This window comes from Allobosea sp. 05T438, from assembly GCF_056396025.1.
Window position 1 is genome coordinate 1 of the sequence record NZ_JBFTKQ010000030.1, and the last position, 22,714, is coordinate 22,714.

Consider the following 22,714-nt stretch of genomic DNA (forward strand, 5'->3'; position numbering starts at 1 on the left):
TCGCACCGTCCGTTGATCACCTCAAAGCGCCGGACTTCGCCCTCCGGCTCAAGTCTATGGTCAAGCCTAGACACAAAACGACCCTCCAAATCTGGATCGTCACACTGACCGCTCAGACCCCGTCGAAGAAGGTGAGATCGGGACACCGCTTACCCTTCTTCCGCTCGCGGCGTGAGACGATATAGGCATCGGTCGCGGCGATGTCCCTGGCCATGTCGCGGGCGCCCTCGTGGATCGAGCGCAGGATCTTGCGAGCTGACGTGTTGGGGCAGCACTGCGGCTTCAGCGAGCAGGCGTCGCAGGCAAATTTGCTGGCGTGGTAGCGCATCAGGCCGTTCTCATCGACGAGCGGGCGCTCTGTTCGATACACCTTCTGGCGCTGCCTCAGCTCCTTCCCGCCCGGGCAGGTGTAAAGATCGCGGTCGTGGTCGTAGGCAAAGTCGGAGCGGCTGAAGGTGCCGTCGCTGCGCTGGGATTTGTCGAAGACCGGGATATGCGGCTCGATCCCGCGCTCATGGACCAGCCAGGCGAGGTTCTCGGCCGAGCCGTAGGCGCTATCGGCGGCGAGCCTGGCTGGCCAGAAGCCGAAGCGCTCCTGCGTCCGGTCGATCATGGTGCGGGCTGAGCCGACCTCGGCCTGGCGGATGGCGCGGCTGGCCTCGACATCGACGATGACGGCATGGTCGAGATCGATCAGATAGTTGGTGGCGTAGGCGAAGAAGGCATGGCCCTTCAGGGCTCCGGTCCATTGCGCCGCCGGATCGGAGCGCGAGACGAACTTCGGCTTCGCCTCGCTGGCCGCACCCCAGGCGGCTTCATCGAGCGTATCGAGATACTCGCGGACCGAGCGACGTGTCCGGGCGAGATCGTTCCAGTCGACGATCTCCGAAGCTTCGGCCGAGCGCTGCTTGTTGGCGTCCGCCCTGATCAGGCTGGCATCGACCGCGAAGCCCTCGCCGCCGACGAGACCCTCCGCGATGCAGCGCCGGACGGTCGTCTCGAACAGCTCGCGCAGGAGATTGCTCTCGCGGAAACGGCCATGCCGGTTCTTCGAAAAGGTCGAGTGATCGGGAACGGCGCCCTCCAGCCCGAGCCGGCAAAACCAGCGATAAGCCAGGTTCAGATGGACCTCGTCACAGAGCCGCCGCTCGGAGCGGATGCCGAAGCAGTAGCCGATGAGCAGCATCCGGATCATCAGCTCTGGATCGATCGAAGGCCGACCTGTCTCGCTGTAGAACGGTCGAAGATGCGCGCGGATCTCCGAGAGATCGACGAAGCTATCTATGGCGCGCACCCAGTGACCGGCTGGCACGTGACGCTCCAGGCTGAACTCGTAGAACAGCGCCTCCTGCGCCACCTGCCGCTCACCCATCATCGCGCTGCCCTCCCCACGAGGACGACTGAATCAGGACTTCAAGTGTCAAGCAATGCCGACTTTTTCAACGGTATCCGCCACTAGCAGAAGTTGCGGACCTCCAGACCTGCATTGTTTGGTGAGCTTCGCAGCCAAATTCTGACGACGATTGGATCGATCAGAACGCGACTTTATTGGGTAGCGAGATAGTCCATTCCCCTGCCGCATGCCGCACGGTCGCGGCGGCTATTTTCATTGTGGCTCGCCAACCTTTGACCCACGCGATCTGCCGCCAAAAGGCATCCGAACGCGGGGCGTCTATATTCCCGATCAGCAGCTCGACTCTATCAAAGTCAAGGCGCGGGATTTTCGGTGACCTGCTCAGTCTGCCGATCTCCCGGAAAGACGCGCCGCTTGGGTACGTCAAACATCAGCTCCCGGTCGAGCGCGGACGAGGGGCTCACATACTCGGAGATCTGCGAGAGCTCCTCTAGCAATTCCGCTTCACGGTCCGCGTCCTCAGGCTCCAGGTCGGTTAGAAAGTCCATGGTCGTGAACTCGACGAAAATGTCGATATCGCGAACAAGCGACTGACCACGCTCCAGGCTTCCGAACAGGTCGATGGCCTTCACTTTCACTCGGGCGTTCGGGACTGCATTTGTCTCCGCTGCCCAAGCCAGTATCTTGGCGAGAATATCCTCGGCTTCGATGCGAGTGATTTTCGGACGATCAGTGTATTGAGAAAGCGCCATGCCTTTGGAGGTGGGCGTGAAATTCTCTGCTTCCAGCCAGCCCTCGGAAATCAGCTTGCCCTGAATTTCGGCAGCCAAAACATCCGTGGTCGCCAGAATTTCTCTTATAATTTCGACAGTCATACGCCGGACCATCGGTACTTTCAGGCCGTGGATTTCCTGATAGTCGGGCTCGCGGTCGAGAAAAGCTACGAATAGGTCGCGCATCTTTAGCGGGTCTGCCCCCGCGATCTCTTCTGGCAGGTCCAATTTAGTCGCGCCTTATTGCGGGTTAAGAACTTGATGGGGTGAGCAGACGACCAGTTGCTTCGCACCTCTGGTCATAGCAACATAGAGGTGCCGTCGGTCCATCGGAGCAGGGTTGAGAATTACGGCAACGTCTGCCTCCAAACCCTTTAAAAGCAGAGTGCTGCCAACAGTCCGCTTGGCCAGCGGCCGCCCTATAAGACGCGACCGCTCACGGATTGTGGCTACCGCGGTGGCAGGAGCCATGCCTTCTTGCCCACGGCATGCCCTAAGCATGTCATAGCCTCCTCGCAATATGGCAGGCCTGTGAGCCCTGACGCCGGGCTGCGAGTTTATTTTCTCCAGGAAGTCCGCCGCTCCCGCATATGAAGGGTTATCCGCGAAATCGAGTGCGGCCTGCTCAATCTCTGTCGCTGCGACGCGCGCGCGGCCTGCTCGGAGAATGCGGAGCCGCTCGATCAGTGCCATTGCGCCAACGTTCGTCATGACGCTCCCCGCAAACCTAATGACATGCTCGGCAATACGCGGAGAGCGCAGATCGAAATCCTCCCCAAACGAGATCAGATCCCGCATATCCACGTTCTCGACCACGACCCCCAATGGGATCTGGCCGGCGAAGTCTCGCTGTGCGGACGGGTTGGTCGAATCCGCCAAAATGAGTACGCGAGAGTCTGGGGAAGGGAGGGCTATCGACCCGGCGCGCACTCGATCTCGGTGGTCGTTTGCGCCATCCAAACGCATCCATCGAACGTTGGGCGGCGCATCTCCAAGATCGATCGGGCCGCCAGCCATCAAAGTCTGCCGGACGTCGAGCAGCCAGCGCCCGAACCTCTCTTCGCCGGCGTTGATCCATCGATGCGGTGTGCCCAATTCGCCTGCGGTCGGGAACGTAGCTCTTACCTGTGTTTCCCAGTCTGCCACTGGTCCAGCGAAATTGAAGATCGCCTGCAAGGGATCGCCCAATACGCAGGTTCGAAGCGAAGAGGCGGCGTGGGTGACAATCTCGTGCTGAGGTACAGAGCAGTCTTGGTACTCATCGACGATCAGGCGGTCATAGGTCGCTGCAAGCACATCGTGGATGTGCCCAGCGGCCAACAAGCCTCTGGCCGCCTCCCGGATGGCCGGATAGTCATTTCGAGCATTGGAAACCGATAGTATTGCCGGATCGTGGCCGCTACGTTGAGGAAAGGTGCCTAGCAACCGCATCGCCCAACCGTCGATCGTGGCCAACCTGTAAGATGAGGAAGGAACGTTCTCGCGAGTCAGTCGTCCCCGGAGAGCGGCAACACCGGCATTCGTATGCGTTAAAACTAAAATTGGCTTGGCGCCGCGATGATTGGCTAGGGCGGCGGCAACTAGATGCGTTTTTCCGCAGCCCGCGGGGGCAGTGACCGAACCTCTGTCTATCGAGAGAAGGTCGATCTCAGGCACCTTCAAACATCCATCTGTACAGAGCAGTCACCGTCGCCTGGAATTGCTCGTCGGCGCTTTCCCAATCTGGAAACACCAACTCGCGCGCGATGCCTTCCATCCGGGTCACAGACTTAAACCAAGGCTCCCGTTTTGAACGGGATGCAACGCCGAGTGTGCGTCGCAGATCAGCATCTAGCGTTTCTGCGCTGGTGCATTGGGCCAGCGTGTGCTGTCCGTTCGAGGCGGAGCGAATATGTTCGTTGACGGTGTCCGCATCGAGCAGAGCCACTGCGCGTTGGAGAAGTTTACCCGCAACTTCGCTTGAGAGGCCGATGAACAACTCGTCTTCGAGTGCGCATCCTGCGCGCCATTTAAAGACGGCACCACCCCCCTTTGTGAACGCGTCCTCGTCAGCAGGATCGGGCTGGACGTCGTCATCTCGCAATACGGCTACACGATAGCCGAGTGACTGGAATGCGCGGGCGCGAGCATAAATCTGGCTCACGCCTTTCGCATCCACCAACGCTATGCCGCTTGCTGTGAGAGTTTTGACCTTCTCATCGCCGAGAAACAAATCTAGCCCTCTGAGAAGGCCCGCCTCGCTGGCACCCTCGCAGACTACCACCGTGGGGGCGAGGAAAGCCTCAGGATAAAGCCGCATCGTGCCCTGGACGGCGTCATCGCCCGCAACGATTGCGACAGAGTGCTCCTCTTTGAGTTTGCGAACGACATGCAACTGATCGCCACGCAGCTCGCGGAGCGTTATCGGCGAATGCGTCGTGATGAATGCCTGGAGAGGAGGCTGCTCCTCTTTCGCGCCAATAGAGCCGAGCAGGCGTAGGATCCGGTGTGGTTCGAGCCCATGTTCGAGCTCATCAATGAGAAGAATGCTCGACTGTGCGGACGCCTGACGTTGAAGCCCAGCCAACAATAGGCGCGTCGATCCGGTTCCAAGAGCGCGCAAAGGCACCCCGTCTGCGTCGTGAAGCGCGATCGTTCCCCCCGTAAACGAGACCGAGTGGGCATCCAGAGTCGCCTTGATGCCGTCGCTTAGAGAAATGCCCAACTCCTTCGCAGTCTTTTCGACAAGGCGAAGCGTCCCTCCCAGCTGGCCGTCAGCAACTTCTCCAAAAGCGGAACGAGCTGTACGCGCAGCCTCTGCCAATGCGGCGGTCATATCGGGGCGTTCGTCGGACAGTCGATTCAGGATGGAACCGCGGCGCCAGGCCAAATTGTGGTCAGCGAGAGCCCCAACCCTCGTCGGAGCAATTCGAGCGCGGTCGGACCACGTCAGGAACCGTGACTGGCCAGCAGCCTCCGCCCGTTCCGAAAACAGCGTCCAAACCGGGTCCAAGTCGCTCTGCACCGTCAGTCGCACACTAAGGACGGTTTCAGATTGCGCCTCCGGCTCATCCTCTACGGTTCCCTTGGCGGTGAATCCACGCAGATAGCTGCCATAGGTCTCTAGGCTTTTGAGGGAATCATCCAGCTCGCCCACCGTCACCGTGATGGTGATGGGTTTCGAAACATCGAGAAGGTGGAAATCAGCGTCTGTGAACTGGAGAACGCGACGAGCCCCGATGCAGTAATCAATCGCGTCCAAAATCGACGATTTGCCGGCGTCTCCCGGGCCGATGAGACAATTTATCCCGTCGGTGGGGTTCCAACGCAGTTTCTGCACGCAACGGAAGTTATCAATCTCAACGCGCCGAATCCGAGCCATCGCCTCTCCACCCCACTACGGTTTCTGCAATAGGCTGGCGTGTGTCCACCCCCACGCAGCAGTGTCACCAATCTTGATCCAACTGCCGCGCTTCTCGAACACGCTGACAGTGGTTCCAGTCGGCACGACCTTGAACAACGCAGCGGATCGATCCGGGCCAACTCGAACGTTAGCGGTTTGCTTGAATACCATCTTCTCGATCGCGGTCGGCGCTGCTGGAGCAAGAGCGGGCTCGGAAACTGGTAYGGGCGATGGTGGCATTCCTGACGGAGTGGGAGCGACCTGGGGCGGCGTGGATGGAGGCGCCGAACTAGTGCTCGGACGTTCGGCACCCACTATCGACACAGCCGGCGTCGACGAGATCACGGCCATGGGAGCAGAAGTCGGCTTCGGCTGCGCAAAGTTGGAGACGGGGCCGTATGCAATCAGTCCGGCAAGCAGCACCGGAATCGCAATAACCTCGTATGCACCCAGCACCTTCGGCAAGGAGGGCAGCAATGCGTCGGGATCTTTTCGGGGCTCCTCACTCGCAACCGCTGGCCCAACGACCGATTTCGAGCCCTTTGCCTGCCGTCGAAGTGCGCCCTGGAAGGTGGAGATCGCATTCCCGAATGCGAGCGCAGAGCCGCAGTGGCTGGCATTGTATGCTTCTTCGACCCCGTTCCTCGTCCTGAACCTGATCTCGCCGTAAAGAGCGATCGGGATCTGGAAGTTCTCTGAGAACCGACGGTCGGGCGATCCGTCCTTGTTCGACTTGTGCCAGGCGTGCCCAACGATCTCGGCGTCAGGCGGAACAGGTTCGCGCTCGATGAAGCGGCAGCCATAAGTCTCAACGGTCAGGTCGCGAAGGTCGATCAGGGCGTAATCACTGCTCGCCTTGTCCCTGATGAGCATGAAGCCCGGGAAGATGTCGAGATCGCCACCGTTGGCGTTTTCAAACCGGTGCCCACCGCCGGCAGTAGCAACGATGCTGTCGATGACTGTCCTCAAACCGACAGGCGTGCGAGTAACGGTTTCCTGCGCGGCAGACCGGGTGCGGAAGCGATCGACAGCGACGGACGATGTGACGTCCCAGAATTTAGCGACCTGCGAGAGCCGATCGAAGGTCTTCCTCACTTCCGCCCACGCCGACCAGGCTTGATCGTCGAGATCGATCTCCACCCTGATCTCAGTCGCCATGATCGCCGCGGCTACCTTCAACGCTTCCTCTTCCGCTTCCTCGAAAACAGCGCGCGCCGCTGGGATCGAGGACTTCATCACAATACGCAGCGGCAACTGTTCTCGGCGTCGCAGTTTCCGCCAGGCGCGGCGTCGATCTGCAACCGCTTCCGTCATATCCGCCTGGAGCAAGGCCTTCTGGTGCGCGGCATCGTTGATCAGCTTCTTAAGGCCCTCGAGGTCGGGGCTGGTCAGGCTTGCTACCTCCGCGCTCTTAATCTCCCCAACCAGTGGCCCTGGCTGCGTCGCGGCCTCTGGGCGCATCGGCTGAGACGGTGCCGGTGGGTCCAGATGGATTTCGGCGTGGGACGTAGTGCGTTTTGCGGGGCGCGGTGAACTCAGATTGTGAGTGTAGGAAATGCCGGTGCCGGGCAGGCCCATGGTTAGACGGCTGCCGCGCGGACCGATGTTGATCATCGCTCCGGGCATGCCGGCGCTAACGCTCACGCCGCTGAGGCTGAAGTTCACCCTGACACCGGGAAAGAGACGAACGGAACGCCTAAACCTGAATCCCACGATTCCCCCTTTCGCCGTCCTGATCAGGCCGCCGCGGCAGCAGAGCTAGAGGGTTGGGGAATTTCTGGAACTCTCGGCTGGCTTCGAAGGCGCCTGCTGCTCCCTCAGGTTCTTTCCGATCAGATCGCCGCGCGACCGGATGACGTAAGCGGTGACGACATCACGAACGCGATCCTCAGCGATCTTTCTCACCATTGAGCGATCGGACGGCCCACCGGATTCGTTTTCCACCAGCTCGGTGGTGACCTTCACGAGCGCGTCGATGTCGCTTTGGCAGAAGATCATGGCCGCCTTCGCGACGACCTCGGCCTTCTCATCAGTCAGCAGCATCGTCGCGCCTTCCTTGCCGATGCAGGCGAGCGCCTTCGTCCGGATAAGGTCACGGGTTTTCTCTAGGAGCTCAGTCCTTTCGGCCCGAGCAGTCTTAGCCCGGGTTTCAGCTTCGATCCGCTGAGCCTCTGCATGCGCAGCGGCTGCCTCGCGCTCGGCCTTCTCTCTCTCCAGCCTGGCCTGCCGCTCGGCGCGTTCCCGCTCCTCATTGGCCTGCCGCTCGGCTATCCTGCGGTCAGCGTCCGCTCGGGAGGTTGCGATCTGGCTGGCCAAGCGCACGCGCACGGCTCGCTCTAGGTCGGTGAGATAGGGGCCGGTGTAGAAGCCTTGGCCGCCAAAGCCGTAGATGGCGTCGTGGGTCGAAATCATCACTGAAATCGACTGCGCGCAAGTCGATAGAGCGCGATTGATAAGGGGCTGAAAGCTGTCGTATGCGACCGCGCCGTCAAATCCATCGTCGCGGCGGACGACCGCAGCTACGCAATCAGTGGCGGCGCGAACATAAGGTACGTGCTGCTTTCGCTTTTGTGCTTCTAACTGCGCCGGGCTTTGCGCCAGGGTCGGCAAAGCCGATGCCAACAATGCACCTAGCACAAGAAACGCACGCATAGTCCTTCCCCCACAGCGTGTGCGTTTTACCAATCCTTAACTGCAAGTCGAGTCAGACCTTTGGCTTCGGTTAAGACCGCAGAATGGCCCTGCAGGAGTGCTCCGGGCGGCCGTGAGCGCGTGTTTCGAACCGGGTGCGCCTCCCAACGGGTACGCCCCCACGTCCTCAAGCGGAATTTCCGATTAGGACATGCCCTACGTCGGCCGATGGGCTAGTCCCGCACTAGCGATCAAAGGGCTAGTTTGACGGTAAAAGAGTAGCTAGACAGCCCGAAACCGGACACTCCGGATGTCAGCAGTGGGCCAAAACCGCCAGCCGTTCGCCCGGGCGAGATGCGCCATTGGACTAACCCGCTCTCGCGGGAGGGCGCTGCAGCGTAGTCAGCAGCGAGATTTCGCCATGTGAGGCGCTGCATCCGAGGATTTCGGGGTCGTTTCCCCTGATCCCTGGAGGTCTCCATGATCGATGCCGTCACCGTCAGTCCGCTGCGTCAGCGGATGATCGAGGACATGACGATCCGCCAGTTTGGCGAGCACACGCAGCGCGATTATGTCCGGCAGATCCGTGAGTTCACGGCCTTCCTCGGCCTGTCGCCGGATCGGGCCGAGCCGGAGGATCTGCGGCGCTATCAGCTTCATCTGGCTTCGCTCGGCGCCAGCTACGCCCGCATGAACTTGGCCTGCACGGCGCTGCGGTTCTTCTTCCACGTCACGCTGGGTCGGACCGGCTTCGGTGACCGCATGGCGCGGATCCCGACGCCGGAGCGGCTGCCTGTGGTCCTGAGCACCGAGGAGGTCGCGCTGCTGCTCGCGCACGCGCCGAGCCTGAAGGATCGGGCGGCGCTCAGCATCGCCTATGGCTGTGGCTTGCGCGTCTCGGAGATCGCCAACCTCAAGGTCTGCGACATCGACAGCGCCCGCATGCTGATCCGGGTCAGCACGGGGTCACGTTCCGCTGGAAGGATTATCGCGCCCGCTCCGCCGGTACAGTCTGGCGCAAGACCATGACGCTGACGGCGCACGAGTTCATCCGCCGCTTCCTGCTCCACGTTCTGCCTGACGGCTTCCACCGCATCCGCCATTACGGCCTGCTCGCCTCCAGCCGGCGCGCCGACACCGTCGCACGCATCAGGCAGATCATTGCGGCGCAGATCCCAGCGGCAGCGCCCCAAGAACACGACGCAAATGGTCGTGCCGAGACGGACGAGCCACGGGATGACCATCGTCCACCATGCCCATGCTGCGGTGGCCGCATGATCCTCGTCGAGCGCTTCGCGCCGGGCGCGGCGCCACGCACCATTGTCGCCGTCAGGATCGACACATCATGACGATGGCGACGCGGCGGCACCCAGAGGAAGCACTGCCGGCCTCGCCCAGAGAGCGGGCGATCCCCTTCGGTCCGATGGCGGAAATGGAGATTGCGGCGGGCCCGAATCCGTCCCATGCGAAGCCAAGCGCCGGCTCCCGGGCATCCCGGACGGAGCATAGCACACCCGACCCACGCCTCGAACGCTCCCGCAGACCACGCCGCGYGGCGAAATCCCCATAGCGCACGGCCTCGGGCCGCGGGTTCTTCCCTTGGAGGCTCTCAGACGCKGGCCCAGGAGCCTCGCCATCAGCGCTGCGCAAGGGCCCGCATCTGAGACCCTTCACATGAACGGACATTGGACGGTTGCCCAGATGCGGACATCCACGATTGGTCGGCCGGCTTCCGGTACCGCCCCCTTGCGATCCCCGTTGATGTCCGATTGAGCGACGACTGGTTGACCGGCGGGGTGGTCCTGCTCTTCCACGACCGACCCGCTAAAGCGGGCGGGCCGGAGATCGCGTGCGATCAGCCCTGAGTGACCTTGGTCAAATAGGCCTCTTCATTGACCTTCTCCATCCGACTTGGCCGCCTTGCCCTCCAGCGCTTCCTGGATCGCGTAGTGACTCTTGCCGCAGGGGCACGCCACACCACCACCGGTTCGAATTTCCTTCCTCGGACTACCTTCGCATTGCGTCCAACCATGCCGGAAACCACAATTAGACCCTAGCCGAGTGGATGGGTTGCCAAGCCGAGCGTGCGCCCGGCTGAACGTGACCAAGCCGGCGGATAAACGCGATGGCTCGGGCGATTGGAAGAGCATCTCGACCGTCACATCACCCGTGAAAAATTGCTCTGGCCCCTTCGTGGCGGACGGCGTGTCGTCTGATGGTTTGCACGAGGAGGTGCCTTTGGTGAGGAAATCAAGAGGCAGCAACGGCTGATGGTCAGTCGCTGGCGCATGTGCTCAGAGCGATCGAGGGACCAAAGACCAGGAGTGGGCCCAACTCCTTCGTCACCTCGGCGAGGCGAGGTTCAGCTGTGTAGCTAGTCAAGATCTCGACTGTCGCGTCGCCTGAATCACCTGTAGTGGTGGAGAATTTCGTTCAGCTCGGCTGGAAAGGCTGCGGCCCGCCGCGCCACCAGGCTCACATTGACAGCGAGTTGATCCATCGTCGCGGCAATGTAGCCGTGCTCCGAATGTCGCATCTCGAGACTGGTCCAGAGCCTCTTGTCGTCAGCCTTGTCGATTGACAGACTGACCGTGAGCGGCGCGTTGGCCGTGACTTCCCTGACATAGGCGATCGTCGCCTTCACGGTGAATAGTCCGAAGCCGAACCTGCGCGTATAGGCTTCGCCCAGCCCGTACTCGGCCAGGATGTCATGCCCCAGATCATCGAAGAGCTTGACGTAGTAGGCCATGTTCATATGGCCGTATATGTCGATCCATGACGGGTCGACATGGGCGCTTCGGGTGCTGCTGGGCAAAGTCGACATGGTTTTCATGATACGATGATAGGTTGCCGGTCGCAGACCAACCAGCAGCTAATTGGCTCCTGTCTGGTGCGTTATTCGCTCGTGATGGCCCGATTGTCCGGGAAGGTCTGGAGCAGCCACTTGCGTAGCGTCGCAATCGAGTTCTCGTTCCAGCGCCGCGCCTGCGTGATGAAGTAGTACCCACCGAGATGTATATTGGTGGGCACCATTTCCTCCAGCTCGCCTCGCATCAGGAGCTCGCTGGCCATCAGATCGCTGACGAGTGTGACGCCTTGTCCCAGAAGCGCGGCCTCGACGGCCAGATGGCCGTGCCAGAGTCGCGGCCCGCGCAACCGGGGGGGGTCTGCAATGCCGGCATGATCGAACCAGTTTTCCCACTGCCGCGTCGATCGCTCATGGATCAGGGGCAGTTGGATCAGGCTCGCGACGCTTGTCGTCTCGGGATGCTGCGCCTTGAACGCAGGGCTGGCGACAGCGAGAATCCGGGGGCGGAAGAAGATCTCTCCGCGAAGCTCGTCGGGAAAGCTCGGATTTTCCAGATAGTTGATCTCGGCGTCGACGTCGCCCTGGCTGAAGTCCGGGCGAGAGGAAATGGGCTGCAGAATAATCTCGCGACCACCCAGGAACTCCTCGATCTCGTGCAGCCGGGCGAGCAGACGCCTTGATGCGAACCCAGCCATGCAGCAGATGTGGAGAGCATCGCTGCTGCCGCTCCACAACTCACCTGTCGCGTCTGCGATGAGATCCAGCGCATGCCGCATCTGGGCGGCATAGCGCTTGCCCTCCCGCGTCAACGCCAGGCCACGCCCTGACTTCTGGACGAGTTTGATCCCAATCGACAATTCGAGATTCTGGATGTGACGCGAGACGACGGTATGCGAGACGGCCAGTTCGTCGGCCGCCGCCCTCACTGTACCTGTCCGCCCGAACGTCTCGAACGCACGCAGTGCCAGCAATGGCGGAAGACGGCGTCGCATCGTGAACTCCAGTGACAGCAGTTGCACCAACCAGCAATAGCGGGCGCTGATTTGCGCCCAGATCAAGCAAATCCGGCAGGGCCGTCAAGCAAAATTCGGTGCGTCCTATGCACCAATCTGGGTATTTCAAACTGCTTGTCGGGTTGAGGGAACGCCATACGCTCCAAGTCTCTGAAACCGGGGTCATTATGAGTGAACGACACGTCGATGAAGGCCTCGATCGTCGGGGCGTACGAGTCGCCTCGCAGGCAAGCGCCCCGCCTGCACCCCTTCGCTTTGCAGATGGAATGCATATCGGGTGCCCTGGCGGATGCCGGCCTCAGCCTGTCCGACGTCGACGGCCTGTGCGTGGCGGCCGGTGACTGGGCCGAGGGAGGCGGCGTCAGCAGCCTGACTGAGTTCGCCGAATATGCCGGCATCAAGCCGACCTATTTCGACAGCACCGATGTCGGTGGCTGCTCCTACATCGTTCACGCCGGCCATGCCGCGGCGGCCATTGCAACCGGGCTCGCCGATGTCGTCGTCATCAGCTACGCCTCCTGCCCGCGCTGGTGGCCGCTGACCACGCCCTCCTTCGACCCGTTCGTGTTTCCAGCCGGTCCCGGCCAGTTCGAGCTGCCCTATGGGCCGACATTGATCTCCGCCTACGCGATGTTCGCGCAGCGCCACATGGCCCTCTACGGTACGACGTCCGAGCAGTTGGCGAAGGTCGCGGTCACCTTCCGGCAGCATGCCGCGAACAATCCCGACGCGCGCTTCCGCACCCCGCTGACAGTCGACGACGTTCTCGGTTCCACGATGATCGCGTCGCCGCTGCGCAAGCTGGATTGCTGCGTGGTCACGGATGGCGGAGGCGCCATCGTGATGACCAGCCGGGAGCGGGCGCGCGATTGCCGGTCCAAGCCCGTTCACCTGGCAGGCTTCGGGACGGCCGTCGCGAGGACTCAGATCAGCCAGATCGACCATGATCTGACCACGCCGGCTGCTATTTCCGGGCCGCGCGCCTTTGCCATGGCAGGCGTCGGCCATGCCGATATCGACGTCGCCCAGCTCTACGACGCGTTCACGATCACGCCCATGCTGGCGCTGGAAGATCTCGGATTCTGCGCGAAGGGCGAAAGTGGCGCCTTTGTCGATGACGGGCACCTGGCTCTCGGCGGCATGCTTCCCTGCAACACGGATGGCGGCGGCCTGTCCTCCAACCATCCCGGCAAGCGCGGCATCTTCGCCATGATCGAAGGCGTGAGGCAGTTGAGAGGCGAGGGGCCGGGCGTTCAGGTCCCCGATGCCGAAGTCGCCCTCGTGCACGGTCTGGGTGGGACCTTCTGCGCTGCCGCGACAGCGATCCTGACAGTCTAGGGGGAACCATGACAGCGCTGAGTTCTCCCATCACCGATATCGTGTCCGATCCATTCTGGCAGGGCACGCAAGCTGGAAAGCTGCTGATCCAGCGCTGCCCGGTGACGGGACGCCACCAATGGTATCCCCGCGCGCACTCGATATACGCGCCCGAAGCGACGCCGGAATGGGTCGAGGCCAGCGGGCGCGGCACGGTCTTTTCCTTCTCCACCATCCATCGCGGGAACGGGCCGATCGACGCCCCCTATACCTGTGCCCTGGTCATGCTCGAGGAGGGGGTGCTCATGCTGTCGCGGCTGGACGGCATCGCCGAGGACGAGGTCCATGTCGGCATGCCGGTTGCGGTCGCCTTTACGTCGCTGCCGGACGGCGCTGTGCTGCCGCTCTTTCGCCGCCGGGAGACATGACGATGACCGTCCCCTTTCTTGAAATCGAGGCGGGGAGGGCCGCCACATCGGCGCGGGTCACCGTGACGGAGACCCATATCGTGCTCTTCGCGGGCCTGACCGGCGACTTCAACCCACTGCACATGGATGCCGCGTTCATGGCTGACAGCGCCTATGGCAAGCGCATCGCCCATGGCATGCTCGGCCACTCGCTCAGCACCGGCCTGCGCTCGGTCATCGATGACTGGGCGATCGAGGCGTTCCTCGAGACGCAGCGCCGCTTCGTCGGGCCCATCTTCGCCGGGGACACGATCCATTACGAGGCGAAGGTCACGGAGACCCGCGAGAGTCGCTCCAAGCCGGGACGCGGGATCGTCCGGGTCGCCATGACGCTCAAGAACCAGCGTGGCGAGACCGTTCAGGAGGGCGAGGACGTGCTGCTTGTCGGCCCCGGCGAACAGGGAGACGCGCCATGATATCGAGCCGTCTCGAAGGTCATACCGCATTCGTCACCGGTGGCGCCGGCGGGATCGGCTCCGCGATCTGCGAGCGCTTCGCCAGCGAGGGCGCGCGCGTCGTCGTCGCCGATCTGGCCCTCGACCAGGCCGTCGAGGTTGCCGAGCGCCTAGTCGCAAAGGGCCATCCTGCCCATGCGGTTGCGATCGATGTCACAAATCGCGACAGCTGGAACACCGCTATAGCCTCCCTGCCGGCCGCATTCGGAGAGGTTGATATCATGGCGAATGTCGCCGGTATCGTCCGCGACCGGTCGCTGACAAAAATGACCGACGGCGAATGGGATCAGGTCATCGACGTGAGCCTGCGTGGCACATGGCTCGGCTGCCAGACCGCTTTTGCCCTGATCGGCAAGAAGGGCTGGGGCCGGATCGTCAACACCGCCTCGACGGCGATCTTCGGATCCTTCGGCCAGGCCAATTACTCCTCTGCGAAGGCAGGCATCGTCGGACTTACCCATACGGTGGCGCTGGAGGGCGCCAAACGCGGCATTCTCGCGAACGCCATCGCTCCTGGCATCGTCGAGACTGCCATTCTGGCAGATGTGCCGGCCACGCTCCGGGAGAACTGGATCGCGAAGATGCCGCTTGGGCGGACGGCCCAGCCTTCCGAGATCGCTTCGGTCGCCGCGTTCCTGGCCTCCGATGATGCGAGCTACGTCACCGGCCAGGTGATCGTCGTCGATGGAGGCGCGACGACGGGCGACTACTGATCAAGGCTTCAAAAGAAGACGCTTCAAAATCAAACAGGGGAACCAGCCGATGACGACGTTCAACAGAAGACATGTCCTGCTGGCAGGTGCCGCAGGCATCGCCGCCTCCGCCACCCGTATCGTGCCAGCCAGCGCCGCGGACGACGCCCTCTACGCAGCAGCGAAAAAGGAGGGCGCGCTCAACCTCTACTGGGGTTCATACGAGCAGAAGACGATCGAGGAAATCCGCGATGCGTTCAGGGCCAAGTACCCCGGGATCGAGGTAAACCTGCTGCGGCAGGCGTCCCAGACGGTCTACACGCGCCTGCGCCTGGAGATTCAGAACAACGCGGTCCAGTGCGACTCGCTGGGAACAACCAACCTGCTCCACTACATCGATCTGAAGAAGATCGGCGCGATCCAGCCGTACAAGCCGGCCAATATCGAGATGGTGCCAGAGGCTTTCCGCAACCTCGATCCGGACAACGCCTTCACTGTCGGCGCCATCAGCCTGACGACGATCAACCAGTCCGCGAAGGTCGCGTCCCCGCCAAAATCCTGGCAGGCGCTGCTCGACGCGCCCTGGGCCGGCAAGATTACCACCGGCAGCCCGGCCTTCTCGGGCGATGTCGCGAGTTGGGTCGTCGCGATCCGCAAGAAATACGGAGACGACTATCTGAAGGCCTTCGCCAAGCAGAAGCCCAAGGTCGGCCAGTCGAATGTCGACACCGTGACCGACATCCTCTCGGGTGAACGATCCGTCGGTTCGGGGGCTCCCTTCAGCTACTCGCTCGCGCAGAAGGTTGCCGGAAACCCGATCGACGTCACCGTTCCGGAGGATGGCGCCATCCTGAATCTCGGCTTGGTGGCCGTGCCGACCAAGGCGCCCCATCCGAATGCCGGCAAGCTCTTCACGGACTTCCTGTATTCGGCCGAGGTGTCCCAAATTCTGTCGAAGAACTTCTGGCCGACGCTGCGCACCGACGTGCCCTGGGCCGAGGGCCGCACGCTGCAATCGATCAAGTGGTATCGCAACCCGGTCGACAATCTCGCGGCCGAGGTTGCCGAGGGCATCGCCAAGTGGAAGGAGATCGTCGTCTGACGATCGCCGAGCGCCGGCGGCGCCTGAGTTCTCGACCGAGATTCATCTGCAGCGGCTGCGTCTTTGGGGCGCAACCGGCTTTGATCATGTTCAAGTCAAAAGAGTATCCATGACCTTGTCGTTTCCCACGATGCCGGTCCGGTCAGCGTCCATTGGGTCCCAGCGCCATCACATGCTGCGCTGGATCGTTCTTGCGGCACTTCTCGTGGCGCTGCTTTTGCTGGTGGTCCAGCCGCTCGGCTGGATTCTCTACAACAGCCTGCATGACGACGACACCGGCCTCTGGACGCTGGGCAACTATCGACAGATCTTCGCCTCCGCGGCGCTGATGAAGCCCGTCCTCAATTCGCTTCTGCTCGCGAGCGCCGTCGCCGTTCTCTCGACGCTTCTCGGCGTGCCCCTGGCCTGGCTGGTGGCGCGGACCGATCTGCCGGGCCGCGGGTTCATCCGCGTGCTCACCTTGGCTGCCTTCGTCACGCCGTCCTTCATCGGGGCGCTCGGCTGGATCCTGCTCGCCGCGCCGAACTCCGGCTGGCTGAATGTCGGCTGGCGGGCGGTCACGGGCGCTCAGGCGCCGCTGATGAACATCTACACAATGACCGGCACGATCTTCGTCTGTGCGATCTACACCGTGCCCTATACCTTCACCATGGTGTCGAGCGCGCTCGACGAAATGGCGGTCGAACTCGAGGACGCCGCGACCACGCTCGGTTCCGGCGTCGTGCGGACCATGATCACCGTGACCATCCCCTTGGTGATGCCAGCGGTGCTGGTCAGCTTCATCCTGTCCTTCATTCAGGGCATGACGCTGTTTGGCGTGCCCGCCTTCCTGCTGACGCCGAGTGGCACGCTCGTGGTCACGACGAAGCTCGCCGAATTCTACCAGCTCTTCCCGCCCGCCCTGTTCCTGTCGGCAGCCTACTGCCTGCCCCTGGTCATCGTCACGGGCGGCCTCTTCTATGCCAGGCACAAGATCCTGGGCCGCAAGCAATTCGTCACCGTGGGCGGAAAGGGCAGGGCCGGCCGGCTGATCCGGCTGAAGACATGGCGCCTGCCGGCCCTTGCCTTCGCCCTGATCGTGCCAGTCACGGCCGTTCTGCTGCCCTATGTCGCGATCGTGCTCGTATCGCTGAGCAAGGCCTGGGGTCTCGGCCCCGTACCGAGCAATCTGACGTTCCACTGGTATCGCTGGGCTATCATCGAGAACGCCGAAACCCAGCATGCGATCGTCAATTCGCTGCTCTATGCCGGAGTTGCGGCGAGCGTCTGCGTGCTGCTGGGCGTCATCGTGGCTTATATCGTTGAGCGGCGGCTGCTTCGCGGCGCGGGCCTGCTCGCCGTGCTGGTTACGATCCCGATCATCATTCCCGGCATCGTGCTCTCGGTCGGCTTCTTCTCCGCCTATACCCGCCCGCCGCTGAATTTCTACGGCACCGGCACCATCGTCATCGCCGCCTTCGTCGCGACCTTCCTGCCGATCGCCTATTCGCAGGCGGGCTCGATCCTCAAGGGGATCAGCCCCGACCTGGAGCGCGCCGCGCGCAGCGTCGGCGCCAGCGAAGGCCACGCCTTCACCGCGATCACGGTGCCGCTGATGCGTGGCGGGCTCGTCGCGGCATGGCTCCTCGTCTTCATCCCGATCATGCGCGAACTTTCGGTCGCCATCTTCCTCGTGTCGCCGAAGACCAACGTCATGACCACCCTGATCTACAACTACAAGGACGGCGGCAATTACGAAGCCGTCTGTGCTGCGAGCACCCTGCTCCTCGCCGCCACCCTCATGATCGTCCTGCTTGCCCGTTTCATCACGGAGGGAGCCGCTCGCCGGAGGCGCAATGCAGCCAGCCTCGGAGAAGTCCAGTGAGCGAAATCCACATCAGGCAACTCAGCAGGTCCTATGGCACCTACCAGGCACTGAAGTCTTGCGATCTGGTCATTCCCGATGGAGCCTTGCTTGCACTGCTCGGCCCGTCAGGCTGCGGGAAATCGACGACACTGCAGCTGCTGGCGGGTTTCGATACGCCGAGTTCCGGCGAGATCTGGGCCGATAAGGAGCTGCTTTCCAGCCCTCAGAACGTGATCCCGCCCGAGCATCGCGGGATCTCGCTGGTCTTCCAGAATTATGCGGTCTGGCCGCACAAGACCGTGGCCGAGAACGTCGCCTTCGGCCTGAAGCTGCGAAAGCTGAGCCGGTCCGAGGTCGAGGCCCGGCTCAACAAGGCGCTGGATACGGTCCGCCTCGGCGCCTTGCGCGATCGCTATCCCTTCGAGCTGTCGGGGGGCCAACAACAGCGCGTCGCCCTCGCACGGGCGTTGGCGGTCGAGCCGAAAATCCTCCTGCTTGATGAGCCCCTGTCCAATCTCGATGCGCATCTGCGCGAGGAGATGCGTTTCGAGATCAGGCGCGTCCATGACGAACTCGGCATTACCACCGTCTATGTGACGCACGACCAAGGCGAGGCGCTGGTCACGGCCGACAAGGTTGCCGTGATGAGAGCGGGCGTCGTTCAGCAGTTTGGCTCGCCCGAGGACATCTTCGAAAAGCCGGCGAACACCTTCGTCGCCTCCTTCATTGGCAGCAACAATGAGATCGCGGGCGTGAAGGAAGCCGGGGGCGCGATCCGCGTCGGTGCGACGACCCTTCGCGCGGAGGACCGCAGCAGTGCGGCGCCCGGCCAGCCGGCGGTTCTGTGCATTCGCCCGTCCCGGCTGCAGCTATGCGACGCGACAGTGCCCCAGAATCGACTGGACGGCATCGTGAAGCGAAGCGCCTATCTGGGCGAATATCGTGACGTCCTGATCGACCTCGCCGACGGAGGAACCTTGAGGGCCTTCGTCGCGCCTCATCTGCGGCCGTCGATCGGGGAACCGGTCTCCGTGCACCTGCCGCCCACCGCCTGCCAGATCCTGGATACGCCCCAGTAGCGGCGAAGACCATTCGAGCTCAATTGGATTTCACGCATGACGAAGCATCACGAAGACGCACCTCTGTTGAGGCAACGCAAGGGCGACGTCGAATGGCTGATCTTTAATCGACCCCAGGTTCGCAACGCCTTGTCCTCGGCCATGGAACAGGCCTTGATCGAGGCGGTCGACGCGATCGCGCGGGACGGCAGCGCCAAGGCGGTGGTCTTCACTGGCATGCGCGGCGAAAAGCCTGCCTTCATGGCGGGCGCGGATATGGGCGCGCTGGCGAAGGCTGCCAATCCCGAGGAGGCGATCGCGCTCGAGCGCGAGGCGGAGACGTTGATCGTGGCGATCGAGGCGCTCCGGATTCCGACCGTCGCGGCCATGGCGGGCGCCTGCGTCGGCCAGGGCGCCCTGCTGGCCTCGGCCTGCGATGTCCGCATCGCTGCGCCGTCGCTGCGGTTCGGTTTTCCCATCGCCCGCACCGTCGGCAATTGCCTGAGCCTGATGAACTATGCCCGCCTGATCTCGATGCTGGGCGAGACGACGACCAAGGAGATGGTTTTCAGCGCCAAGCTGCTCGGCGCCGACGATCTGCTGGCCACCCGCTCGATCCGCGCCGTCGTCGGCGACGATGAGATCAACGATCGGGCCCAGGAGGTTGCCGAGGCCCTGACCAGGCTCGCACCCCTCACGCTTTGGGCCACGCGCCAGGCCCTTCTGCGGCTGCGCAATCACGGCGTCCCGCCGGATTCCGACGCTGATATTCTCGCCGCCTGCTACGGATCCCAGGACATGCAGGAAGCGATCTCCGCCTTCCTCGCCAAGCGCGAGCCGCAATGGCTCGGCCGCTGAGGTTCGGGAACCGGAGAGCTGGATAGAAGAGGCCGGACAAGATGTCCGGCCTCTTCTCGTATGACGGCGCGTTGCGTGAGCGAATGAACTCTTGCGTGAACCTCAGATGACCGCCTCGGCACGCAGAGCCTCGATGTCTTCCAGCGAAAATCCCAGATCCTGCAGAATAGCGTCGCTATGCTCGCCCAGCTCCGGTGGCGCCGTCTCCTCGGGGAGCGGCGTCTTCGGCATCTGGATGGGAACGCCGACGAAGCGCCGGCCCGATCCGGCGGGAACCTCGGCAACCATGTTGCGCGAGACAACCTGCGGATCCGCGAGCGCTTCGGGAACGGAATTGATGGCGCTGGCCGGCACATCCGCCTCGTCGAGGATGGCGAGCCACTGCGCCTTGCCCCGCGTCGCGAAGAGTGCGGCGAGAACGGGCTCTAATTGGGCATGGTTGGCGGCCCTGGTCGAACCGTTGGGGAAGCGGGCGTCGGTAAGCAGGTCGGGCCGTTCGAGGGCGCCGCAGAGTCGCTGCCATTGCTCGTCGGTATCGACGCAGACCGCTATGGGCTCGTCTGCCGTGGCGAAGGCCTGGAACGGTGCGATTAGCGGATGGCGGCTGCCGAGCCGGCGAGGCTCCTCGCCAGCGTTCAGATAGCGCGCGATTGCGTTCTCCATCAGCGCGAGCTGGCAGTCCAACATGGCGACGTCGACGAAGGTGCCGCGCCCCGTCCGCTCGCGCTGCTGCAGCGCCGAGAGCACCCCGATCGTCGCAAAAAGGCTCGATCCGATATCGCCGATCGACGCGCCGACGCGTGCGGGGGGCCCCGCTTCTTCCCCCGTGATGCTCATCATGCCCGACAGGGCCTGCGCGATGGCGTCGAAGGAGGGCTTGTGCTTGTAGGGCCCGGTCTGGCCGAAGCCCGAGATCGACGCATAGATCAGCCGAGGGTTGATCTTCGCGGCGGCATCATAGCCGAAGCCGAGCCTATCCATGACGCCGGCGCGGTTGTTCTCGACGAACACGTCGGCGCCGGCCAGCAGCTTCGCGAAGATTTCCTTCCCGCGCGGGCTCTTGAGGTCGAGCGTCAGGCTCCGCTTGTTGCGGTTGACGCTCATGAAATAGATGCTCTTCTCATCCCGGAACGGAGCGATGATGCGGGTGAAATCGCCCGCCCCGCGCCGCTCGATCTTGATCACGTCGGCACCAAGGGCTCCCAGCAGCCATGTGCAATAGGGGCCGGCAAGCATATGCGTCGCGTCGATCACGCGAATGCCGGATAACGGGCCGCGCGAAGCGTCGTCTGCGCTCATGGTGGCAAAGCTCCCTGGATCGATCTGTAGCCGGTTCGGCGGGCATGACTGTCCCGGAATGCGCCGCAGGGAACAATCAGCAATTTGGGACACGTTCGATACCTTAAATGCACCATTGACGGTTTGGGCTGAGAGATTTGCTCGCGCGATCGCATTGCAGGCGCTTCATCTGAGATTTCGGAGAGTAGATCGCCTGCGTATCTGCATTCCGGCCTGTGCAATCCGCAGCATCATCGGCGGGCCGCAGCCCCGATGCGCGGCCTATTCGCATCATTCGTGCATCAATCAGACCAATCGCTGCGATAAAGCTGATGGATCGACTATTGAGTCCCCCGTAGGTTCCGCCGGCCTCAAAGGAGATTCATGCAGATGTCGACGAACGCCGAACTGCTTGCCCGCCGCAACGCATCTGTCGTGCGCGGCATCGGCCACGCGACACCGCTCTTCGCCGAGCGGGCCTTGAACAGCGAGATCTGGGATGTCGAAGGCAAGCGCTACGTCGACTTTGCCGGAGGAATCGCCGTCCTCAATACCGGCCATCGGCATCCGCGCGTCATGGAGGCGGTGCGCCGCCAGCTCGATCGGTTCACGCACACCTGTTTCCAGGTTCTGGCCTACGAGCCCTATGTCGCGCTTGCGGAGCGCCTGAACGGGCTCGTTCCCGTGTCGGGGCCGGTCAAGACCGCCTTTTTTACGACGGGAGCCGAGGCGACGGAGAATGCCGTCAAGATCGCCCGCGCCGCGACCGGGCGCCCGGGCATCATCGCCTTCACCGGCGCTTTCCACGGCCGCACGATTCTGGCTTCGGCCATGACCGGCAAGGTCAGACCCTACAAGCGCAACCTCGGACCGAGCCTGCCGGACGTCTGGCATGTGCCCTTCCCGATCGCGGGTTCAGACGTCTCGACGGACATGGCACTCCGTCATCTCGATTTCATCTTCAAGGCCGACGTCGATCCCGCCCGCGTCGCGGCCATCATCATCGAACCGGTCCAGGGTGAAGGCGGCTTCCATCAGGCGCCTCCGGAGCTTCTGAAGGGGCTGCGCGCAATCTGCGACGAGCACGGCATCGTGCTGATCGCGGATGAGGTGCAAACCGGCTTCGGCCGAACCGGCGCGATGTTCGCGATGGAACACTATGATGTCGAACCGGACCTGATCTGCGTTGCCAAGAGCCTGGCGGGCGGCTTTCCGCTTTCGGGGGTCACCGGGCGCGCGCCAATCATGGATGCGGCGGAGCCCGGCGGTCTCGGTGGAACCTATGCCGGCAATCCCCTTGCCTGCGCGGCTGCGCTTGCCGTGCTCGATGTCATCGAGGACGAGCGCCTGATCGAGCGCGCCAACGCAATCGGTGCACGCTTGCGCAGCGCTGTGGACAGGATGGCGCGTGCCAATCACCTGCTGCCGATCTCGCCGTCTCGCGGTCTTGGCGCCATGATCGCTTTCGATATCGTCAAGGAGCACGGTTCCAATATACCCGATGCGGAACAGACCGCGCGTGTTCTTCAGCGCGCCTACCAGAACGGGTTGATCCTGCTGTCCTGCGGCACGACGGCGAACACCGTGCGTCTGCTGGTCCCCCTGACGGCGTCCGACGATATCGTCGATGAGGGTCTCGCCATCCTCGAGGCAATTCTGGTCGCCTGAACGCGACAGCA

At 62.8% G+C, this 22,714-nt stretch carries 18 protein-coding genes and 2 pseudogenes; 11 read left to right on the plus strand and 9 right to left on the minus strand.

Annotated elements, in window-relative coordinates; genetic code table 11:
- Window positions 1–154: 154 nt before the first annotated feature.
- From AC1DIN_RS27920 to AC1DIN_RS27945, 6 genes and pseudogenes are all read right to left on the minus strand, one after another.
- A pseudogene (locus tag AC1DIN_RS27920) lies at window positions 155–1,375 on the minus strand (IS1182 family transposase); the annotation flags it as partial.
- A gap of 332 nt (window positions 1,376–1,707) precedes the next feature.
- Window positions 1,708–2,355, minus strand: coding sequence for a hypothetical protein (locus AC1DIN_RS27925; protein ID WP_476812112.1), 648 nt, complete (start codon window positions 2,353–2,355; stop codon window positions 1,708–1,710).
- A gap of 12 nt (window positions 2,356–2,367) precedes the next feature.
- The gene (locus AC1DIN_RS27930; RefSeq protein WP_476812113.1) at window positions 2,368–3,783 is read right to left on the minus strand and encodes a UvrD-helicase domain-containing protein; all 1,416 of its coding nucleotides are present in this window, start codon (window positions 3,781–3,783) and stop codon (window positions 2,368–2,370) included.
- Entirely contained in the window at window positions 3,776–5,488 is a 1,713-nt protein-coding gene (locus AC1DIN_RS27935) for an ATP-dependent nuclease (RefSeq protein ID WP_476812114.1), read from the minus strand. Before AC1DIN_RS27935 ends, AC1DIN_RS27930 begins: the two co-directional genes overlap by 8 nt.
- A 15-nt stretch (window positions 5,489–5,503) precedes the next feature.
- On the minus strand, window positions 5,504–7,222 hold the full coding sequence (locus AC1DIN_RS27940; RefSeq protein ID WP_476812115.1) for a DUF4236 domain-containing protein: 1,719 nt from the start codon (window positions 7,220–7,222) through the stop codon (window positions 5,504–5,506).
- Between the two features lie 45 nt (window positions 7,223–7,267).
- The gene (locus tag AC1DIN_RS27945) at window positions 7,268–8,161 is read right to left on the minus strand and encodes a hypothetical protein (protein ID WP_476812116.1); all 894 of its coding nucleotides are present in this window, start codon (window positions 8,159–8,161) and stop codon (window positions 7,268–7,270) included.
- 498 nt (window positions 8,162–8,659) lie between these two features.
- Here AC1DIN_RS27945 and AC1DIN_RS27950 point away from each other — a divergent pair, with 498 nt between their 5' ends.
- Both AC1DIN_RS27950 and AC1DIN_RS27955 read left to right on the plus strand, forming a co-directional pair.
- The gene (locus AC1DIN_RS27950) at window positions 8,660–9,169 is read left to right on the plus strand and encodes a tyrosine-type recombinase/integrase (protein WP_476812143.1); all 510 of its coding nucleotides are present in this window, start codon (window positions 8,660–8,662) and stop codon (window positions 9,167–9,169) included.
- A pseudogene (locus tag AC1DIN_RS27955) lies at window positions 9,097–9,489 on the plus strand (transposase); the annotation flags it as partial. The gene AC1DIN_RS27950 and the pseudogene AC1DIN_RS27955, both read left to right, overlap by 73 nt.
- Before the next feature lie 1,058 nt (window positions 9,490–10,547).
- On the opposite strand, the gene AC1DIN_RS27960 reads toward AC1DIN_RS27955, so the two are convergent.
- Window positions 10,548–10,973, minus strand: a complete 426-nt coding sequence (locus tag AC1DIN_RS27960) for an acyl-CoA thioesterase (RefSeq protein WP_476812117.1) — start codon at window positions 10,971–10,973, stop codon at window positions 10,548–10,550.
- A gap of 62 nt (window positions 10,974–11,035) precedes the next feature.
- Complete coding sequence (locus AC1DIN_RS27965) at window positions 11,036–12,007, minus strand: LysR family transcriptional regulator (protein ID WP_476812118.1); 972 nt, start codon at window positions 12,005–12,007, stop codon at window positions 11,036–11,038.
- Window positions 12,008–12,148: 141 nt separating this feature from the next.
- Between AC1DIN_RS27965 and AC1DIN_RS27970 the strand changes: the two genes are divergently transcribed.
- From AC1DIN_RS27970 to AC1DIN_RS28005, 8 genes are all read left to right on the plus strand, one after another.
- Window positions 12,149–13,300, plus strand: coding sequence for an acetyl-CoA acetyltransferase (locus AC1DIN_RS27970; protein WP_476812144.1), 1,152 nt, complete (start codon window positions 12,149–12,151; stop codon window positions 13,298–13,300).
- Between the two features lie 8 nt (window positions 13,301–13,308).
- The gene (locus AC1DIN_RS27975) at window positions 13,309–13,707 is read left to right on the plus strand and encodes a Zn-ribbon domain-containing OB-fold protein (protein WP_476812119.1); all 399 of its coding nucleotides are present in this window, start codon (window positions 13,309–13,311) and stop codon (window positions 13,705–13,707) included.
- Between the two features lie 2 nt (window positions 13,708–13,709).
- Window positions 13,710–14,162 carry a MaoC/PaaZ C-terminal domain-containing protein gene (locus AC1DIN_RS27980; protein ID WP_476812120.1) on the plus strand — a complete coding sequence of 151 codons (453 nt, stop codon included), beginning with the start codon at window positions 13,710–13,712 and terminating at the stop codon, window positions 14,160–14,162.
- Complete coding sequence (locus AC1DIN_RS27985; RefSeq protein ID WP_476812121.1) at window positions 14,159–14,914, plus strand: SDR family oxidoreductase; 756 nt, start codon at window positions 14,159–14,161, stop codon at window positions 14,912–14,914. The genes AC1DIN_RS27980 and AC1DIN_RS27985 overlap by 4 nt, the downstream gene beginning before the upstream one ends.
- Before the next feature lie 49 nt (window positions 14,915–14,963).
- Window positions 14,964–15,995, plus strand: coding sequence for an ABC transporter substrate-binding protein (locus AC1DIN_RS27990; protein WP_476812122.1), 1,032 nt, complete (start codon window positions 14,964–14,966; stop codon window positions 15,993–15,995).
- A 172-nt stretch (window positions 15,996–16,167) separates the two neighbouring features.
- Window positions 16,168–17,859 (plus strand): ABC transporter permease, encoded by a 1,692-nt coding sequence (locus AC1DIN_RS27995; RefSeq protein WP_476812123.1) that lies wholly within the window; start codon window positions 16,168–16,170, stop codon window positions 17,857–17,859.
- Window positions 17,856–18,920, plus strand: a complete 1,065-nt coding sequence (locus AC1DIN_RS28000) for an ABC transporter ATP-binding protein (protein WP_476812124.1) — start codon at window positions 17,856–17,858, stop codon at window positions 18,918–18,920. The genes AC1DIN_RS27995 and AC1DIN_RS28000 overlap by 4 nt, the downstream gene beginning before the upstream one ends.
- Window positions 18,921–18,956: 36 nt before the next feature.
- Window positions 18,957–19,757, plus strand: coding sequence for an enoyl-CoA hydratase (locus AC1DIN_RS28005; protein WP_476812125.1), 801 nt, complete (start codon window positions 18,957–18,959; stop codon window positions 19,755–19,757).
- 102 nt (window positions 19,758–19,859) lie between these two features.
- On the opposite strand, the gene AC1DIN_RS28010 is transcribed toward AC1DIN_RS28005, so the two are convergent.
- Window positions 19,860–21,056 carry a CaiB/BaiF CoA transferase family protein gene (locus tag AC1DIN_RS28010; protein ID WP_476812126.1) on the minus strand — a complete coding sequence of 399 codons (1,197 nt, stop codon included), beginning with the start codon at window positions 21,054–21,056 and terminating at the stop codon, window positions 19,860–19,862.
- A 369-nt stretch (window positions 21,057–21,425) separates the two neighbouring features.
- On the opposite strand from AC1DIN_RS28010, the gene gabT reads away from it, so the two are divergent.
- Window positions 21,426–22,703, plus strand: coding sequence for a 4-aminobutyrate--2-oxoglutarate transaminase (gabT, locus tag AC1DIN_RS28015; RefSeq protein ID WP_476812127.1), 1,278 nt, complete (start codon window positions 21,426–21,428; stop codon window positions 22,701–22,703).
- The last annotated feature ends 11 nt before the right edge of the window (window positions 22,704–22,714 follow it).

Bases quoted from the DNA above. Each gene is read 5' to 3' on its own strand.
- AC1DIN_RS27935 (WP_476812114.1), bottom strand. From the start codon at position 5,488: ATGGCTCGGATTCGGCGCGTTGAGATTGATAACTTCCGTTGCGTGCAG.
- AC1DIN_RS27945 (WP_476812116.1), bottom strand. From the start codon at position 8,161: ATGCGTGCGTTTCTTGTGCTAGGTGCATTGTTGGCATCGGCTTTGCCG.
- AC1DIN_RS27950 (WP_476812143.1), top strand. From the start codon at position 8,660: ATGATCGAGGACATGACGATCCGCCAGTTTGGCGAGCACACGCAGCGC.
- AC1DIN_RS27960 (WP_476812117.1), bottom strand. From the start codon at position 10,973: ATGAAAACCATGTCGACTTTGCCCAGCAGCACCCGAAGCGCCCATGTC.
- AC1DIN_RS27970 (WP_476812144.1), top strand. From the start codon at position 12,149: ATGAAGGCCTCGATCGTCGGGGCGTACGAGTCGCCTCGCAGGCAAGCG.
- AC1DIN_RS27975 (WP_476812119.1), top strand. From the start codon at position 13,309: ATGACAGCGCTGAGTTCTCCCATCACCGATATCGTGTCCGATCCATTC.
- AC1DIN_RS27980 (WP_476812120.1), top strand. From the start codon at position 13,710: ATGACCGTCCCCTTTCTTGAAATCGAGGCGGGGAGGGCCGCCACATCG.
- AC1DIN_RS27985 (WP_476812121.1), top strand. From the start codon at position 14,159: ATGATATCGAGCCGTCTCGAAGGTCATACCGCATTCGTCACCGGTGGC.
- AC1DIN_RS27990 (WP_476812122.1), top strand. From the start codon at position 14,964: ATGACGACGTTCAACAGAAGACATGTCCTGCTGGCAGGTGCCGCAGGC.
- AC1DIN_RS27995 (WP_476812123.1), top strand. From the start codon at position 16,168: ATGCTGCGCTGGATCGTTCTTGCGGCACTTCTCGTGGCGCTGCTTTTG.
- AC1DIN_RS28005 (WP_476812125.1), top strand. From the start codon at position 18,957: ATGACGAAGCATCACGAAGACGCACCTCTGTTGAGGCAACGCAAGGGC.
- AC1DIN_RS28010 (WP_476812126.1), bottom strand. From the start codon at position 21,056: ATGAGCGCAGACGACGCTTCGCGCGGCCCGTTATCCGGCATTCGCGTG.
- gabT (WP_476812127.1), top strand. From the start codon at position 21,426: ATGTCGACGAACGCCGAACTGCTTGCCCGCCGCAACGCATCTGTCGTG.